General features: G+C 38.7%; 18 protein-coding genes. 11 read left to right on the forward strand and 7 right to left on the reverse strand.

Annotated features, from left to right (window positions below; genetic code table 11):
* Nucleotides 1-20: 20 nt before the first annotated feature.
* Nucleotides 21-917 (reverse strand): EamA family transporter, encoded by an 897-nt coding sequence (locus tag ABJH98_RS11385; protein WP_348307799.1) that lies wholly within the window; start codon nucleotides 915-917, stop codon nucleotides 21-23.
* A 157-nt stretch (nucleotides 918-1,074) separates the two neighbouring features.
* Here ABJH98_RS11385 and ABJH98_RS11390 point away from each other — a divergent pair, with 157 nt between their 5' ends.
* The 3 genes from ABJH98_RS11390 (at nucleotide 1,075) to ABJH98_RS11400 (ending at nucleotide 5,575) form a co-directional block, all read left to right on the forward strand.
* Entirely contained in the window at nucleotides 1,075-3,819 is a 2,745-nt protein-coding gene (locus tag ABJH98_RS11390; protein ID WP_348307800.1) for a PAS domain S-box protein, read from the forward strand.
* Nucleotides 3,820-3,822: 3 nt separating this feature from the next.
* Nucleotides 3,823-4,167: a DUF1801 domain-containing protein gene (locus tag ABJH98_RS11395; RefSeq protein ID WP_348307801.1), complete on the forward strand. Its 345-nt coding sequence runs from the start codon at nucleotides 3,823-3,825 to the stop codon at nucleotides 4,165-4,167.
* Between the two features lie 157 nt (nucleotides 4,168-4,324).
* Nucleotides 4,325-5,575, forward strand: a complete 1,251-nt coding sequence (locus ABJH98_RS11400; protein ID WP_348307802.1) for a hypothetical protein — start codon at nucleotides 4,325-4,327, stop codon at nucleotides 5,573-5,575.
* A gap of 190 nt (nucleotides 5,576-5,765) precedes the next feature.
* Here ABJH98_RS11400 and ABJH98_RS11405 read toward each other — a convergent pair whose 3' ends face one another.
* Nucleotides 5,766-6,515 carry an SDR family oxidoreductase gene (locus ABJH98_RS11405; protein WP_348307803.1) on the reverse strand — a complete coding sequence of 250 codons (750 nt, stop codon included), beginning with the start codon at nucleotides 6,513-6,515 and terminating at the stop codon, nucleotides 5,766-5,768.
* A 113-nt stretch (nucleotides 6,516-6,628) separates the two neighbouring features.
* Between ABJH98_RS11405 and ABJH98_RS11410 the strand changes: the two genes are divergently transcribed.
* Nucleotides 6,629-7,534, forward strand: coding sequence for a LysR family transcriptional regulator (locus ABJH98_RS11410; RefSeq protein ID WP_348307804.1), 906 nt, complete (start codon nucleotides 6,629-6,631; stop codon nucleotides 7,532-7,534).
* Here the strand turns inward: ABJH98_RS11410 and ABJH98_RS11415 are convergent.
* Together ABJH98_RS11415 and ABJH98_RS11420 are read right to left on the reverse strand one after the other, a co-directional pair.
* A complete protein-coding gene (locus ABJH98_RS11415; protein WP_348307805.1) occupies nucleotides 7,512-8,234 on the reverse strand; it encodes a porin family protein in 723 nt (240 codons plus the stop codon). The two genes, ABJH98_RS11410 and ABJH98_RS11415, sit on opposite strands and share 23 nt — an antisense overlap.
* A gap of 67 nt (nucleotides 8,235-8,301) precedes the next feature.
* Entirely contained in the window at nucleotides 8,302-8,778 is a 477-nt protein-coding gene (locus ABJH98_RS11420) for a hypothetical protein (RefSeq protein ID WP_348307806.1), read from the reverse strand.
* Between the two features lie 226 nt (nucleotides 8,779-9,004).
* Here ABJH98_RS11420 and queD point away from each other — a divergent pair, with 226 nt between their 5' ends.
* From queD to ABJH98_RS11450, 6 genes are all read left to right on the forward strand, one after another.
* Nucleotides 9,005-9,361 (forward strand): 6-carboxytetrahydropterin synthase QueD, encoded by a 357-nt coding sequence (queD, locus tag ABJH98_RS11425; RefSeq protein ID WP_348307808.1) that lies wholly within the window; start codon nucleotides 9,005-9,007, stop codon nucleotides 9,359-9,361.
* A complete protein-coding gene (locus ABJH98_RS11430; protein WP_348307809.1) occupies nucleotides 9,321-10,610 on the forward strand; it encodes a peptidase U32 family protein in 1,290 nt (429 codons plus the stop codon). Before queD ends, ABJH98_RS11430 begins: the two co-directional genes overlap by 41 nt.
* 2 nt (nucleotides 10,611-10,612) lie before the next feature.
* Nucleotides 10,613-10,840, forward strand: coding sequence for a ferredoxin (locus tag ABJH98_RS11435; protein ID WP_348307810.1), 228 nt, complete (start codon nucleotides 10,613-10,615; stop codon nucleotides 10,838-10,840).
* Between the two features lie 119 nt (nucleotides 10,841-10,959).
* Nucleotides 10,960-11,667, forward strand: coding sequence for a Crp/Fnr family transcriptional regulator (locus ABJH98_RS11440; RefSeq protein WP_348307811.1), 708 nt, complete (start codon nucleotides 10,960-10,962; stop codon nucleotides 11,665-11,667).
* A gap of 305 nt (nucleotides 11,668-11,972) precedes the next feature.
* Nucleotides 11,973-13,253 (forward strand): alginate export family protein, encoded by a 1,281-nt coding sequence (locus ABJH98_RS11445; RefSeq protein ID WP_348307812.1) that lies wholly within the window; start codon nucleotides 11,973-11,975, stop codon nucleotides 13,251-13,253.
* Nucleotides 13,250-14,119, forward strand: coding sequence for a type IV pili methyl-accepting chemotaxis transducer N-terminal domain-containing protein (locus ABJH98_RS11450; RefSeq protein WP_348307813.1), 870 nt, complete (start codon nucleotides 13,250-13,252; stop codon nucleotides 14,117-14,119). The genes ABJH98_RS11445 and ABJH98_RS11450 overlap by 4 nt, the downstream gene beginning before the upstream one ends.
* A gap of 64 nt (nucleotides 14,120-14,183) precedes the next feature.
* On the opposite strand, the gene ABJH98_RS11455 is transcribed toward ABJH98_RS11450, so the two are convergent.
* Nucleotides 14,184-14,639: an SRPBCC domain-containing protein gene (locus ABJH98_RS11455; protein ID WP_348307814.1), complete on the reverse strand. Its 456-nt coding sequence runs from the start codon at nucleotides 14,637-14,639 to the stop codon at nucleotides 14,184-14,186.
* On the reverse strand, nucleotides 14,636-14,962 hold the full coding sequence (locus ABJH98_RS11460) for a metalloregulator ArsR/SmtB family transcription factor (RefSeq protein WP_348307815.1): 327 nt from the start codon (nucleotides 14,960-14,962) through the stop codon (nucleotides 14,636-14,638). Before ABJH98_RS11460 ends, ABJH98_RS11455 begins: the two co-directional genes overlap by 4 nt.
* A gap of 93 nt (nucleotides 14,963-15,055) precedes the next feature.
* Between ABJH98_RS11460 and ABJH98_RS11465 the strand changes: the two genes are divergently transcribed.
* Entirely contained in the window at nucleotides 15,056-15,946 is an 891-nt protein-coding gene (locus ABJH98_RS11465) for a DMT family transporter (RefSeq protein WP_348307816.1), read from the forward strand.
* 81 nt (nucleotides 15,947-16,027) lie between these two features.
* Here the strand turns inward: ABJH98_RS11465 and ABJH98_RS11470 are convergent, their stop codons facing one another.
* Nucleotides 16,028-17,308 (reverse strand): hypothetical protein, encoded by a 1,281-nt coding sequence (locus ABJH98_RS11470; RefSeq protein WP_348307817.1) that lies wholly within the window; start codon nucleotides 17,306-17,308, stop codon nucleotides 16,028-16,030.
* Nucleotides 17,309-17,344 lie beyond the last annotated feature (36 nt).

Raw genomic sequence — 17,344 nt, forward strand, 5'->3', positions numbered from 1 at the left:
AAGTGTTTTGCAGCTCAATCTCAGGCTACTTTCGTAGCATTTTTCTTTTTTCGAATAGCTAATACATTACCAATCAAAATCAGAATTATTCCAATTGCCGCATACAGCGTCATTTGATAGTTTTCAAAAATAGAAGAGATGACAATCGCAATCACAGGTATAATAACCAAGGCATAGGCCGCCTTATCTGCTCCTACTCTACTGATCAATGTCAAGTAGGTGCCAAAAGCAATGATTGACCCAAATACAGTAAGGTAAAGTAGAGAAATAATATATGATGCCGATGGATCAAAGCTAAATGGTCTATTTAAAATCAGAGCCAATAAACCCATCCATATCCCTCCGTACAGCATGCCATAAGCATTGGCTTGGATCACTGGAATATGATTGGCTGAATTTCTAGCTGAAGTGATATTTCCTAATGAAGCGATCACAACAGATAAAACTGTAATAATGGTACCTATAATTGTTTCGCGAGAAAAAGTCAAACCTAAAAACTCATTACTAAAAATTAGAATGGTTCCAGACAATCCAAACAAAGCAGCCATTAGAATGCTCTTATCAATTGGACGATTTAAGAAAATGGCACCGAAGCCTGAATTCAAAAACACGAGTGTAGAATAAGCTACTGCGATTAATCCGCTGGCCAAGAAAACCTCCGCCTCATAAACCAACCAATAGTTGACACCAAACAACAGAAAACCCTGTAATGCAATAAACCCATGCTCCTTAAGAGTGAATTTCATATTCCTCTTGGTGAGTAAACAAAATGAAATCATGAGTATCCCTGCGAGCAAATAACGGTATACTACAGACACCAATGGATCCACATTTCCCAGCTGGAACTTGATAGTAAACCATGTAGAGCCCCAGATCAAAGCGGGCACAATAAACAACCAAAGATTCTTATTCATCATCAATGTTCCTCAATTAGCGTAATCTAAACAAAAGTACTTGATGAATATTGCTAATCTGGCTGATGAGAAAATGTAATAGATTTAGTTAGATACAAAATTAGGCTTGTTCCTGAGGTCATCATCGCCTATATTTAAACAACCTAACTTTTGACCAGCTATGAACATGACACTCCAGGAGCAAATACTTGATGGCTATGATTCGTTGATTGTCCTGGCATTAGACACTTCATACAAAATCCTTTCAATTAATAGGAGTGGCATTATTTTGCTCAAAAAAATGTATGGACTAGAGGCAAAAAAAGGTGATTGCATTCTAGATTTTTTCAATTCTGATTCATCCAAATCTCTTGCTAAAAAACACTTTGATAGAGTACTCAAAGGAGAAAAATTCACAGTTACTAGACCATTTGGGTTGGATGAAAAGGTCAGGTATTATGACATCATGTACGCCCCACTGTTGAAAAATGATACCATTTATGGTTTTTCGGCATTGATCGTAGATATCACTGAAAAAACTAAAAACGAAGAAGAGCGAGTTCAGGCCAATGAAATGTACAAACGGCTTTTCGTGACTTCAAAAGATGCCATCATGACTTTGGAGCCTCCTTCTTGGAAATTTACGACTGGCAACGAGCGCATACTGGAAATGTTTAAAGTTAAGGACATGGAAGAATGGACTTCCATGGGGCCATGGCAAGTTTCACCAGAATTCCAGCCTGATGGTATACCTTCATCCGAAAAAGCTAAGAAGATGATCCAAAAGGCCATGAAAGGTGGCTCACATTATTTCGAATGGACGCATCAGCGAATGAATGGAGAAAGTTTTCCAGCTACTGTTTTACTCACAAGAGTTGATATTGGCGAAAGACAATTTCTTCAAGCTACTGTGAGAGACATCACACTGTCAAAGAAAACTGAAGAAGAAAGAATTTTAAATGAGACAAAATTCAAAAATGTTTTTGAAGGAGTAAGTGAAGGCATTCTGGTGGCAGGTTATTACGAGGGTTCTTTTCTTTATGCAAATCCAGCTATCCAAAAAATGACTGGTTATACACAGGATGAAATGATCAAGCTGCATCCGACACTTGTTCACCATTTAGATGATCATCAATCAGTTATTGAAGCAGTAAAAAGCAGTAAACGCGAAAAAACAAGTAAAACTTTAGAATTAGAGTTTATTCGCAAAGATCAATCAACTTTTCTCGGTTTGGTTTCTTACTCCTTTATGCAATGGGAAAATCAAGATTGCATAGTTGCCTTCATCAGGGATATCAGTGAACTCAAAAAAGCTGAAAAAGAAATTTTGGATAACCAAACGCGATATCAAGCCCTTTTTGAACATTCCCATGATGCTATTATCATTCTAAAAGCTTCTGGCGAATTTCTAACTGGAAATGACGCCGTATTGAAACTATTTAATGCTGAAAGTATAGAAGCTTGTAGGAACACCCCTCCTACTGCTATCTGGCCAGAATATCAACCAGATGGTAGATTATCTACTGAAAAAGCTGAAGAAGTGATGCAATTGGCTTTGATGAATGGCTCACACTCATTTGAGTGGGAATACAAAAAATACACTGGTGAAAGTTTCCACGCTTCTGTAGCACTATCCAGAATCAATACGCATGACGAAGTATTGATTCAGACCAGTATTAGAAATGTATCATTCCAAAAAGAAGCAGAAGAAGCGTTGAAATCTCAGAATCAATTGCAAGAACTTTTGATGAAAATTTCTTCTCAATACATCAATGCGCCATTGGATCAGGTGGATTCGATCATACAAAAATCTTTGGAGGAATTGGGACATTTTGTTTCAGCAGATCGAGCCTACATTTTTGATTATAATCCTAAAGATGAAACCATAGACAATACTTTTGAATGGTGCTCAGACGAGGTTACTCCGTTTATTGACAAGCTTCAAGGCTTGCCTCTTCATTCTATTCCAGAGCTCACTTACCCAGACAGTAGACATGTCTATATACCAGACACTTCTGTGATGCCTGACGGTCCATCCAAAGACATTACGATCGAGCAAGAAATTAAAAGTATTCTAACCGTTCCATTGATACATGAAGGAAAATATGCTGGACTGGTAGGATTTGATTCAGTCAAAGATTATCACACTTACACCGAAAAAGAAATTGCATTGCTTCAAATATTCTCCAATATGCTGGTGAATATTAAGATAAGAACGGATAAAGAAAAAGAATTGGCCAAGTTGCTTTATACGACAAAAGATCAGAATCAACGGCTAAAAGAATTCTCCTACATTACGTCTCACAACATGCGGGCTTCCGTTGCTAATATGATTGGTCTTTCTCAGATGATCGAAGTTAACTCTGGTAGCGAGGATTATTTAGATATGCTGAAAGTAACAACTCAAAAGTTGGATAACTCAATCACGAACATCAATGAATTAATCAATTTCGAAAATGAAAACGAGCTACTTACAAAAGTCGAATGCAATCTATCTGAAGCTGTGCAACGAGTACTCAAACTGACCAACCAAATCATTAAAAGGAAAGAGGTTGTTTTGCATGTGAACATTGAGGATTCTCATATTATCAAAGCGTTTCCTGCTTATCTGGACAGTGTCTTTCATAACTTGATCACTAATGCACTCAAATATGGCATCACTGATCAATCAAAAACAATAGACATCTATTCTTGTAAGGAGGCAACAGGAACTTCTGTCTTTATAGAAGATCACGGGCTTGGAATGGATCTCCTCAAGTACAAAGAAAAATTGTTTAAACTTGGTACTCGACTCCACGACACATCAGATGGTCAAGGCTTGGGATTGTTTATGACTAAAAGACATCTTGAAGCGATGGGTGCCAAAATTGAAGTACAAAGTGAAGTCAATCATGGCACTACTTTTAAACTTCATTTTCAAAGTTGATATATGCATCCTGATTTATCCTCTTTTTATTTAGAAAAACCTGAGCTGGTTAAAAGTTGCCTATTAGCATTGAGAGAACTGGTACTAAAATTCGACGCCGACATTAAAGAAACCAAGAAATATGGCATGCCCTGCTATTTGCTTCAGAACAAACCGTTTTGTTATATCTGGACAGACAAAAAAACTCAAGAACCTTATTTGCTCATCGTGGAAGGACACCAAATCCAACATTCGGCTTTGATACAAGGAGATAGAAAACGAATGAAGATATTGCCAGTCAATCCTCACAATGACTTAGACATAAAATCAATAAAAGAAGTATTTGATTTGGCTAAAAATCTAGTTTAATCTTGATATGGTTTGGTTCACGACTGAACAACAAACAGCCAAAAACTGTATCATTTTCGAACACTTCAAATTTTTAAAAATGCCTTAACACCTACTTAACACTTCATTTGTACTTTTAGCACAATAATTGCCTCAACAAAGAAAAACTAAAACTCAAATGAAAAAATTGATTTCAACGCTGTCCGTAATGCTTTGCATAGTAAATGCCTCCATCGGCCAAACCCATCAGCCTACTCTCGAAGATCGCAAGCTGATGTTTCAGGATTATTACTATCTCAAAGATTGGGAAAAGGCACAAACCAACTTGGAAGTAATTATTAAAAACATTCCAGAGGAAGATGAAAAGTATTACGTCAAAGGAGTAAAAGTTTACGAATATTTGATGAAAGAAACAGAGGACACTGAGATGGATAGAATCTATCAACAAAAAGCACTCGATCTATACCAAATGCGATTTTCGATTTTTGGTCAGAATGATCAAGTACAAAATCAATTCCTTTCTTCTATTTATCGCTATTGGATTAGTCAGCCTGCTAAATATGACAGTCTAGCTTCTCTTTTCCAAGTTCGATTTGATGACAACATGACTTCCGTCTCCCAGTCTAATATGCTTGCATATTTTGATGTGATGCGTAGAGCTAAAAAATACAAGCAACCTTTTGATGAAGCTCAGGTATTGTCCAACTATGATCTGATCTCTAAACAAATCAACCAACAAGGTGATGAAAAAGGCTATATGGATAAAATAGACCAAATGTTACTTCAGTCAGTTGATCTAGATTGTGGCAAAGTTGAAGAGATATACGGTCAGGACCTTAGTGAATTAGATGATGCCAAACGCTATCTGAGTATGGTATTTAAAATGGACTGTGGAGTGAACGACAAGGCACAGCAAGCCATAGCCGTAGTCTTGGCTCAGGAACCAGAGTACAAACTGGCCATGTACGCAGCAAAAAAATCGATCATTGACAAACGACTAGGTGATGCACAACGCTATTTGGGGATAGCACTTTTGCAAGCACAAAATGGTTCGGAAGAAAGTGATGTCTACTTAGAGCTGGCCAAAACCATGACATTGAACCAAAAAAAGCAAGAAGCCTGTAAATATGCCAAACAAGCTATAGCCAAAAACAACAACAAAGAAGCTTACAAACTGATTGGTAATCTGTATATGTCTAGTTTCAATGAATGTGTGGGAGAAAAAGACATCGTAGCTCGCCGAGCAGTTTTTATTGCGGCTTATGACAAATTTAAAATGGCAAACGACGAAAAGAACATGGAATTGGCTGCTGCTCAATTTCCAACCATGGAAGAGATTCATTTCAATAGCTATGAAGTAGGACAATCTGTAGTAGTAGACTGCTGGTTCAAAGAAGAGGTGGCGATAGCCAGACGGCCAGCTGAGTAAAATTTTAAACAACTTTTCCAATATTTTAAACTTTGGAAAAGCCCATGGTCTGCTAAACAACAAATGCAACTAAGGTTTCAGTGGCTAATTATTTGAGACCGAATAGGATTATTTCCAAAAAGAAAAAACCCTGACTCTCGATAACTATCGGGACGTCAGGGTTTCAAAACCAACTCAAACTACTCGTTTCTTAGCCAATGTACTTGGCAAATTCTTTTTCAATTGTTTTTGGACTAGTGCCATATCCAGCACCCAATTGCTCAGACATCACATCTGGATAGATATCTTCTTGTCCGCCAATCAATCCATTCACCACTGCCTTAGCTACGTTTTCAGGAGTATCTTTACCCATTTCCATGTCCTTCGTCATGTCGGTATCGATCGCACCAGGATAAACACCAGATACTAATATGTTGCTCTCAGCTAATTCGGCCCTGTACCCTTGCGTCACACTATGCACGGCAGCTTTCGTCACAGAATAGGTTCCGATTACCGGCATATTGGCTAGTCCAGCTAGAGACGAAACATTCGCAATGGCCGCTACTTCCCTTTTCTTCAAATCCTCCACAAAGGCATTAGTCAAGCCGATGACTCCTTCAACATTCACTGCTAATTGTGCGGCTAGATTTTGAGTTGCATCCTTGCTCAAAATGCTATCGAACTTCAATACGCCTGCATTATTTATCAAAATCTCTACATCATTGGCGATTTTTGCTGCTTCGGCTACAGTAGATTGATCTGTAACATCCAATTTCAAAGGCACTAGGCGATCACCATATTTTTCTTTTAATACTACAAGGGTCTCAGGATTTCTCGCACCAGCATATACTTTCTTCGCTCCTCTTTCGAGTAATTCTACAACAATGGCTTTACCAATACCTCTATTGCCACCACTTACGAGTGCTACTTTCCCTTCCGGGTTAATTTTTACTTCTGACATTTGATTATTGTTTTAGTTTTTTAAAAGTTGTAGGCTAGGAAACGGGACTAAACAAAAACCGGATATAAATTTTTATCGTAAAATCGCATTAGTGATATTAAAATATTTATAGCATGATCAACCTAGAGTGGCTCAGGACTTTTAGAGCTGTGTATAAAACCAAATCATTAAGTAAGGCAGCAGAACTACTCATGGTGAGCCAGCCTACGGTGAGTCAGCAAATTTCAGCTTTAGAATCTCGAATGGGTAAAAAACTCTTCGATCGGAAATCAAAAGGGGTAAAGGAAACAGACGTAGGGCAAATGCTCAATACGATGATTTCCGGGTCTATAGAAGCACTGGAAGGCGTAGAATACAAAATCATCAAACCGGATTCCAATCTTAAAAATATACTGACCATCGGCGTTTCCCCACATCTTTACAAGACTACCTTCTGTCAAAATATCCTGGGACTTGGCGAATACGTTCATCTGACTTTTGGAACCAAACAAGAGCTCATTAGGAAGGTAGAAGAAGGCAATTTGCTATATGCTATTGTTCCAGAAAAGCAGAACACCTATGACACTTATTGTCATCATTTGACACCTCAAAATGTGGTATTAGTCGGTACACCAGACATCGACTTTAATGAACTTAAGAAATTATACAAAAAAAGTCACCAAATGGCGCAAGACTGGCTCGCACAATACAATTGGTATGCACACGATCACAATTCCAGTTTTATTAAAATCTTTTGGTTGAACGTGTTTGAAAAGAAAAGACCTGCTATAGTGCCCAACTATGTGATCCCCAACGAATTCGAAACTTTGTACCAACAGACCAGAGGATCTGGACTTTCCATTGCTTTTGACAATGTGGCTCAATACTTTATAAATGAAGGAACTTTACAAACCTGTGAATTGAAAAAAGTACCATACCGCGATTTGTATCTGATCGCTAATAAGAAGAAGTCCAAATCAGCAGAAACGGAAAAATTACTTGATGTACTCAGAAAGATCAATCAGCCACAGCATGTTTAGCCTCCGCTTTTCCTCTGCCAATAGGAATGGTACAATAGACATACCAACTTCGGTTTCTTTGAGCATCTCCAGGGTTGTCTTTTCTAACATCTACTAATCCCTGATAATATCTGAAGCCTATATTCATTCCTCCAGGTTTCAACTTAAAACCAGCACCGCTAGTAAATCCAGCATCCAATCGTTTATAGCTATCCCTGACATCTTCCTTATATATTAATTCATTTCCATTGGATTCATAGTAATAATAGGCTGCCGCCTTGTGTCTCAAGGCCAGCTGAGGGCCTAACATCAAATGAAAACCAGGGGTGATATTGTATTTCATCAAAAGTGGGACCTGAAAATATTCAACTTTTAAATCAACATCTGCACCAACCAAAACATCATCCAAGTCATTTATACCCGTTACAGCAGGATTCTGATTGGTAAACTCCATGCCCGAGGCCGAGATCACGTTTACCGACGGGTTAAATACCCATTTGTCATTTAAGATAAAATCAAAATAAAACCCAAGATGAAATGCGCCCAAACTACTGCTCCCATCTAAACCAGATTGATTAGCAGAAGAAAAACCTCCTATTAAACCAAATTCTAGTTTATCAGAATTCAATTTATCTCCTAATAAGAGTGAAATAAGTACTTGCGAATGAGCTGAAAAAGAAATACAAATAAATATGAAGGATAATATAGCGAACCTTTTCATTTGGTTTGATTTGATTAGGTTCTAAATTTAATCAATGAATTCCTACCATGATCAATCTGATCCTATATTATAACATAAACTTCACTTCAGCTGACATGGCTCTTCTCAGCATCAATCGGAATGTTTTATCTGTCACTTCCAGCCAGTTGACCTTCATAGCCAATAGCAACTCACGCCCCATTTTATAACTATGAAATCCATAATGGATAGCTACCTTTTCTAATATCATCTTGTCTTTAGCTCTTTTCCCTCTAGCCAATTGCTGAATATCAGCAAGTACTTTTTTAGAAGAGCTTAAGATTAATGGCTCTCCCGTAGAAGAAGAAATCACATATAGGCCAGACAAATCATTGAGACGACCAGTTTTTTCCATTATGGTCTTAAGACCATTTCCTTTTTTCTGGAACATACTGATGTCGTATCCTCTCAAGAGCTTTCGTTTAAAAAGTTTGATTTTGGAAGTCAGTTTGAGGGAATGATTGAGTTGCTTTGCTGGATAATTTGGAGTGATTAAATCTAATCTATTGGCTATTGACTGTTTCATGATTTTATGATTTGGTTCAATACTTACCAATTCCATTCCAAACAGAAAAGAGCATTTCATGCGTTTCCAGGCCATATATTTTACTGTTCCCTCTGTGCAACGGGCAATATTTTCCCCAATAGAGATAAATAGAATCACTATTACCATACAAGTATTATGATTTTAGTCTCTGGTTTTCAGCATTGATATAAAATCACCTAACTTCGCGGATTAAACAACAGGTAAGATGGTTATTTACAAGAAGTTCGCATTTGATTCAGCACATTTTCTTCCCAATGTAGAGGAAGGTCATAAGTGCAAAAACATGCATGGGCATACCTATCATTTGACTGTATATCTGGAAGGTGATTTGGATACAGAGTTGCAATGGGTCATGGACTTCAAAGAATTGAAAGATGTAGTCAAACCTGTAATAGAGCGAATTGATCATCAATTGCTTAACAACATAGAAGGACTTGAAAACCCAACTGCAGAGCGCATAGTAGTATGGATCTGGGAGCAGATACAACCAAAGCTCCCACTTTTGAGTAAATTAGAACTGAATGAAACACCGACTTCTGGAGCGATCTACGAAGGCAAATAAAATAACAATGGAAGCAAAGAAACACGATATCGAAATTATGGCGCCTGCAGGCTCATACGAAAGCTTACATGCAGCCATTAAAGGCGGTGCCAATTCTATCTATTTTGGTGTAGAGCAACTCAACATGCGTGCTCGATCCTCCAACAACTTCACGCTAGAGGATCTTAGAAAAATCGCTGAAATCTGCGCCGAAAACAATATGAAATCATACATAACACTCAATACAGTGATGTATGACCATGATATGAGTTTGATGCGATCTATAGTAGATGCTGCCAAAGAAAGTGGTATATCTGCGATTATCGCAGCCGACCATTCTGTAATGAATTATGCCAAGAAGATTGGATTTCCTGTCCATATTTCCACCCAAGCAAACATTAGCAATATTGAAACGGTAGAGTTTTATGCTATGTATGCCGACGTGATGGTCATGGCGCGTGAATTAAGCTTGATGCAAGTCGCAGACATCACTCGTGAAATCAAAAAAAGAAATATCACTGGCCCTGCTGGCGAGCTCGTACGAATAGAAGTCTTCGCACATGGTGCGCTCTGTATGGCCGTCTCAGGCAAATGCTACTTGAGCCTACACTCCGATATGGCTTCTGCCAATAGAGGAGCTTGTGTTCAAAATTGTAGAAGAGAGTACACGGTCAAAGACGAGCAAGGAAACGAGCTCAAAATCGACAATGAATACATCATGAGTGCAGCTGACCTTTGCACCATAGACTTCATGGACAAAGTAGTGGAAGCTGGCGTGTCCGTATTCAAAATAGAAGGAAGAGGCCGGGCGGCTGACTACGTATACACCACCACCAAGTGCTATAGAGACGCAGGTGATGCCGTGATCGATGGAACGTACACTTCTGAAAAGTTTGCAGAATGGAAAACGGAACTAGAACGGGTCTATAACCGTGGCTTCTGGGATGGCTATTACTTAGGTCGTAAAATGGGTGAATGGAGTGAAGTCCATGGCTCAAAAGCCACTACCAAAAAAATCTTTCTCGGCAAAGGTGTAAAGTACTTCAATAAGTTAGGTGTAGGAGAATTCCTAATGGAAACGCATGCACTTGAAAAAGGTGACGAAATAATGATCACTGGCCCTACTACAGGAATTGTAAAGACGACCATCGAAGAAATGCGTGTAGCAGATCAATCAGTTGAAAAAGTCAAAAAAGGTGATAGTTTCTCTATTAAAATCGAAGAGATGATTCGCCCATCTGATAAACTGTACAAAGTAGTACCCGCCTAATTATGCATAAGATCACCCAATATCGTGATCGCTGCATTGGATGCAATGCTTGTGTAGAAATAGCACCGGACCGGTGGAGAATTTCTAAAAAAGATGGTAGATGTACTTTAGTAGGTGGGAAAGAGAAAAAGGGAATCTATCATGTAGATATCCACGAACATGAACTGGAAGCCAATAAACGAGCTGCCATTAGCTGTCCGGTAAACATCATCAAGATAGACGGAAAGTAGTCCCTTCAAACCTTTCATTGTTTTTTAAAATTGCATTTTCGCATATAAAAATATGTCATCGGCTTTGACCTTGATGTATATTACGTATATTTGTACGTAGTTATACGTAATTATAAATCATGGAAAGAGCAATTTGTATCACCTGCACGAATCAAAACTGTATTATCAAGAAAAACAGTCAAGACAAAGATGTTGAACAGTATCTGAGCAAGAAACACACGATCCAATGTAAAAAGGGTCAGCAATTTATACTAGAAGGCGCACCTGTGCATGGCTTATACTTCGTAAATAAAGGAAAAGTAAAAGTTGCCAAAACTGGATTCCAGGGTCGCGAACAAATCGTAAGATTTGCCAAAGACGGAGAAATCATTGGGCATAGAGGATTTGGAGCTGGAGAATCTTATCAAATTAATGCAGTCGCGCTTGAAGATACAGTGCTTTGCAATTTCCCGAATGAATTGATGAAGGATATGCTCCAGCATGCTCCAAATTTGACTTATGATTTTATGATGTTCTATGCGGATGAACTCAATAGAAGCGAAACTAAAGTCAAAAAATTTGCTCAAATGACCGTAAGAGAAAAGGTAATTGATGCCATACTCTACATCCATCGCAAATTTGGACAGCTTGACAAATACCTCAATATTCAATTATCCAGAAAAGAAATAGCTGATTTTGCAGGAACTACTGATGAACAAGTGATCAGAGTGATTTCTGCTTTAAAAAAGGAAAATTTACTTAGGGCATCAGGTAAAAAATTAGGAATCGTGGACATCGAATTGCTTCAAAAAGAAATTTCTGAACATAATTTCTTTCTAGATAGCTGAACTTAACAAGTAGACCCAAAAATGATTTCACAAATTAAATAACAGGAAACTAGAGCTACTCAAAATACCTAACCCAATTCTTGTTTCTACTTATTTTGGTTATCAATACTACTTAGTTTTAATAATACTCTCTTTAATAACCTGCAATATCGCAGAAATAAAAGCCGAATAAAAAAGAATGATTCGCTGTCATTTACCATTTCAAGACTGCGTGTACTCATCTAGGTTTGCCATGCAATTACGTAATAGTACGTAATCATTGTTAACCCAGCCAAGCAATAATTTAAGTACTAAACCAAAGAGTCATGAAAAAACTAATACCGGCCTTAATCGCCATTCTCCTAACCATCAGCTCAGCACAAGCACAATTCTCTCTTAGTGCGGAAGTCAATGCCAGATCTGAATTCAGAAATGGATTTAAAAAACCTATAACTGAAAGTCTCGACCCAGCCTTCTTCACAGAACAGAGAACCAGACTTTATGCTAATTATAAAGCAGACGAATATGAGGTAAATATTGCCTTGCAAGATGTAAGAATGTGGGGTGCCGATGGAATCGTAGACAAAACCTATGGTGGCTCTTTTGGAATCTCCGAAGCCTGGGCACGTTACTACATGACTAATAAAGTATCAGTCAAATTCGGCCGTCAAATAATATCTTACGACAATCAAAGAATGTTTGGCGGGCTAGAATGGGCTATGCAGGGACTCAGACATGACGCGGCGCTTTTGATGTACGAAGATTCGCTCGGACTAAAAGTACATGCCGGAGTAGCCTACAACCAAAACCCCACAACTGGAGGTGAACCAGTAAGGTTAACCGGCACTTACTACCCACCCTTCACTGGAAATGGTCCATACCATGCCACAGGCAACTACAAACACATACAGTTTGCTTACTTAAATAAAATGTACGACAGCGGTAGTGTATCGGCTTATTTGGTCAATGATGCCAGACAATATGGATTAGAAGATTCTGTCGCCAACAGACAAACTTATGGAATGATGGGAATGAAGAAAGTAGGTGAACTGAAATTGAATGCTGAATTTTTCTACCAAGGCGGAAAAGTAGCATTGAGTGACCTGAGCGCTTATATGTTCTCTTTATCCACAACACTCCAAACAAATGCTACACCACTAACCATTGGATATGATCACCTTTCCGGACAAGATTCAGAAAGCAGCAAGAACACCACCTTTGCTCCTTTATTCGGCACCAATCATGCCTTTTATGGCTTTATGGATTACTTCTACGTGGGCAATGGAAATAATAACTCGGGACTTCAAGACTTATATTTAAAAACCAAATTTAAAATTGGTAAAGGAGCTATTCTTGGACATGTTCATCACTTTCTAACTGCCAGCACCATTTATGAATCAGACGGTATCACCGAAGCCAGTGCTTCTCTGGGAACTGAACTAGATTTGGTCTATGTCACTCCTCTGGGTAAAATAGGCACTTTCAAGTTGGGCTATTCTCAAATGTTCGCATCAGACAGTATGGACATCATCAAAAACACAATTGATTCCAAGGCCATCAACAATTGGGCATGGGCTCAACTAATTATCAAACCTAAGTTTATATGAAAAAATTAACGATTCAGTACCTTATGTTTTTAGGAGTACTAACTCTGGCCATTGTGGCTAGTCAGATACTCATCCAACGCACCATTTCTGATAGTAAAACTGACTCCAGGATCATCAATATTTCTGGAAGACAGCGAATGCTTAGTCAAAAAATCAGCAAGGCTGCATTGAAACTACCGCTAAGTAAATCAAAGGAAGAATTCAATCGAACCAAGTCTGAGTTGACGGATGCTGCTCGTCTCTGGAATGATTCACACCAAGCATTAAAATTCGGAAACGAAAGACTCGATGTCAGTGAAATGAACGAATCCGTTTTCTTAGAAAGGCTTTTTACACAAATACAGCCCTATTTCCAATCGATCAATGAAGCGGTAACTGAATTAGATCAGTTTAACTATGACCATATCCTTACAGACAAGGTTCCTCCTCAGATGGATGAAGCTATACAGGCCATTTCTGATCATGAGAAAGATTTCCTTAAACTCATGAATGACATCACCTTTGAGTATGATAGAATTGCCTCTGAAAAAGTAGAAAAGCTTTCTACTTCAGAGTACTATCTTTTGGCTGGCACCCTGTTACTTATATTGCTAGAAGCCTTTTTTATTTTCCGACCTATGGTAAAAACATCTAAACGTAAAGACCATGTCATTTCTGAATTTAATGACTATGTTCAACAATCCATTTCAGCCTTGGGACAAACACATCAAGAGAAAGAAATAGCCAATAGTACCCTAACTGAAGCGAATGAAAAGATTGAGGCACTTTCTACTGTGAATAACAATCTACGCAAGCGAATTAAACAAACTAAGAATGAATATGAGAAACTCGAAAAAGAATTCAGGAAGATGAATAAAACTGTCTAGCTTGACAGGTAATAGTCAAGTAAATAAGGATTGAACCTGCCCAACCATCTTCCTAAGTCCAATTTTATTTCACCAAAAAATCTGCTAATCGAATGAATACTGAGCCCCAGCCATTGTAAAAGCCCATTTCTTCTTGCTGCTTACAATACTCCTCCGTTTCATGCACGCATTTAAAGGTAAACTTGGTTTTTTCTCCATCCGCTTCAAAATAGGACTGTATTTCAACACCTTCAGTCATAGGCTTAAAATTAGCAGATGAACATATTTTACTGAATTCAACAATTTCTGTATACACACCATCTGCAATAAACACTTTCCCATCAGGCATGGTCATGGCATATTCCCAAGCTCCTCCCACTCGAAAATCATGTTTATTTACCTTGGTTTGCATGCCTTCAGGTCCCCACCATTGGGCGACATGTTCAGGGTTGGTCCAAGCCTCCCAGACCAGAGAAATAGGTGCGTTGAAAATTCTTTCTAGTGTCAAAGTTCGATTAGTTGCATCGTTTGATTGAGTCATGATTTAGAGTTTTTTGATTGAAGTTTGTTTAAATATTTTTCGAACGAGTCAAGTTTTTCTTCCCATAGCTCGCGATATTGTTCCATCCACAAAAAGGCCGGAATAAGTGTCTTCGGCTGAATCATGCAGTACCGTTCCCTACCCTTTTGTTGAAAATCTATAACACCACATTCCTTGAGAATTTTCAGATGTTTGGAAATCGCTGGTCTACTGACATCAAATTTTTCAGCTACAGCATTTATCGTCAATGAATCTTCAGCAAGTAGCTCGATGATGTCCCGTCTTACAGGATCTGCTATGGCTTGAAATATGTCTCTTCTCATTATTAAAGTAACCGTTCGGTTACAAATATATATGTAACTATTTGGTTACGCAAATTATTTTTCAAAATCAGAAAATTCCACTATCATCGCTTGATGAACCGTTCAATCACGCTTTTACTGCTTATACTGACGATGCTGTTTTGGGCAGTCAATTTTCATGTCACCAAAATTGCATTAGCGCACTATTCTCCAATGGCGGTAGCATTCTGGAGGTTTCTATTTGGAGCAGTAGTTTTGATAGGTGTATTAGCGTTTCAATATGGTAAGGGCTTGATGAAAGTTCGGATTTCACTTCGAAGTTTTGGATTGATCTGTCTGGTTTCCTTCTTTGGTATATTCCTAACCATCTACTTTTTCAACAAAGGATTGCAAACCGCCAGTGCAGTGAGCGGCTCATTGATCCTATCGACCAGTCCTATTATTACCGCTTTGTTAGCCTTCTTTTTTCTGAACAGAAAATTCACTTCCGTTCAGCTATTCGCCATGGCCACAAGCATCTTCGGAGTCATCATTTTATTAGTGAAAGGTGATTTTACTCAATTGCTGAAAATGAATCTAGAGACTGGTGATCTTTATATTCTCTGCATGGCGCTGGTTTTCTCTTTATCGCAGATCATCGTAGACAAATCCCTGTCTGGTGTGAATAGTATCTTGATGACTACCATTAGCGCTATCATAGGTTTGCTGATGTTTGCGGCAGTCTCTACTCCCGAACTCATGACTACGCTCCTTCCTACCCAATGGCCCTTTTGGGCCAGTGTAGGTTTTATGGGAGTGTTGGGTACGGGTGTGGGTTATGTAGCTTTTTACTATGCCGTCGTCAAACTAGGAGCTACTACTACCGCACTTTATGGTAATCTGATTCCATTTTTTACTGTCCTATTGGCATTCCCTTTCGGAGAAGAAGTTTTTGCTTCGCAGTTGATCGGTGGTTTTGTGATTATCATAGGGTTACTCTTATTTGGTCAAAGTAAGAAGGGGTAACACTCGTTATTTGACTACACTAAGTCAAAAAATAGTGATCCACTTTGGGACTCTTTGAGCATAATAGGTTATAACTAATATCTATTGTTTCAATTCAATTTTTCGAATGGACGGTTTGCCATAGTCGAGTATGTACATGGTATTGTTCGTTTCGTCTGTCACTATACCGTTTGGGTTGGAGAAGGCAGCATAGTCGGCTACCCCATCCAATGTGGATTTGGCACCAGTACCAGCAAAAATCTCAGATGCTCCAGTCGTAATGGATATTTTATAAATCACGTTAGAGCCTATACCAGTAGTATAAAGGTAATCCCCAAGTTTATCCATATAGCCTAATCCAAAATTAGGCACCACCTCTAGCTGCGTCAGTTCTGTAACGTTGCCAGAGAGATCTGATCTCAGAATTTTGCCATCGTTGTAATTGGCCAGATATAAAAAATCATCTGCATAAACAATGCCCACACAGCCTCGCAGTCTCGCATCTGAGGATACCAGCTCCACCATTCTATCAGGTGTAATTCTATGAAGAGTGGCGCTCGAATAGTTAGACACATAGACATTCCCATTGTCATCTTCAGCAAGGCCACCGGGCCAGCCATTGATTGAGGCTATCTGATCATTATCCCCTTCTGGTTCGATTTTAAGAATATGACCTCGTGTACCATTGTTGTCGTCCACAACATACAAACTCCCTGAAGAGTGATACATCAAGTCTAAAGGGCCATTGAGCTGAATCGCGTAAGAACTCACCGAACCATCTTGAGCTATTTTTAGTATTTGATTTCCAGAGCCACCAGTAGAAGACCAATTACCAAAATTGGATGCATATAAGTTGCCTGAGTCATCCATTGCCAAAGCGTCATTGGCTCCAAGGCTTGCCACGAAAGTGGTAACCTCTGGTTGCTGCGTAAGAATGAAATTTTCAGATGGTTCTGATAGCCTTCTCGCATAACCTGTTTCTTCTGAGGTCACAGATAAAACCACTATTTGATAGTCGATGTACTCTTCTATTTCATCTCCATTGGCATCCGTTTGAGATGCACTAAGAAAAAAACCAGCTACCGTGCTGCTGGTATAATAGCTAGCAGAAAGATCGAACCAATCGTCCGTAGACCGATCATCCGTAGAACCAGCAGGACTCACATACACCCTATACTCAGCAACCAGATCACTATCGTTCGTTTCGAAATTCACATAAATATCGGCTGCATTTGCTTGATTGGATTTGTCCATTGCTTGGACTGACGAGACTGCTTGTAATTCAATGACATCTTCTGGATTATCATTGGAACAAGCAGACATAGATAGATAAGAAAAAAATAGCAGGCAATGAGCGAATTTGAGCGTTTGTATGGTTACCATATTTTCAATTTTTATAATGAATCTGAAAATTAGGCT

The organism is Reichenbachiella sp. (assembly GCF_039969095.1).
In the GTDB taxonomy this organism is placed as follows: Bacteria; Bacteroidota; Bacteroidia; order Cytophagales; family Cyclobacteriaceae; genus Reichenbachiella.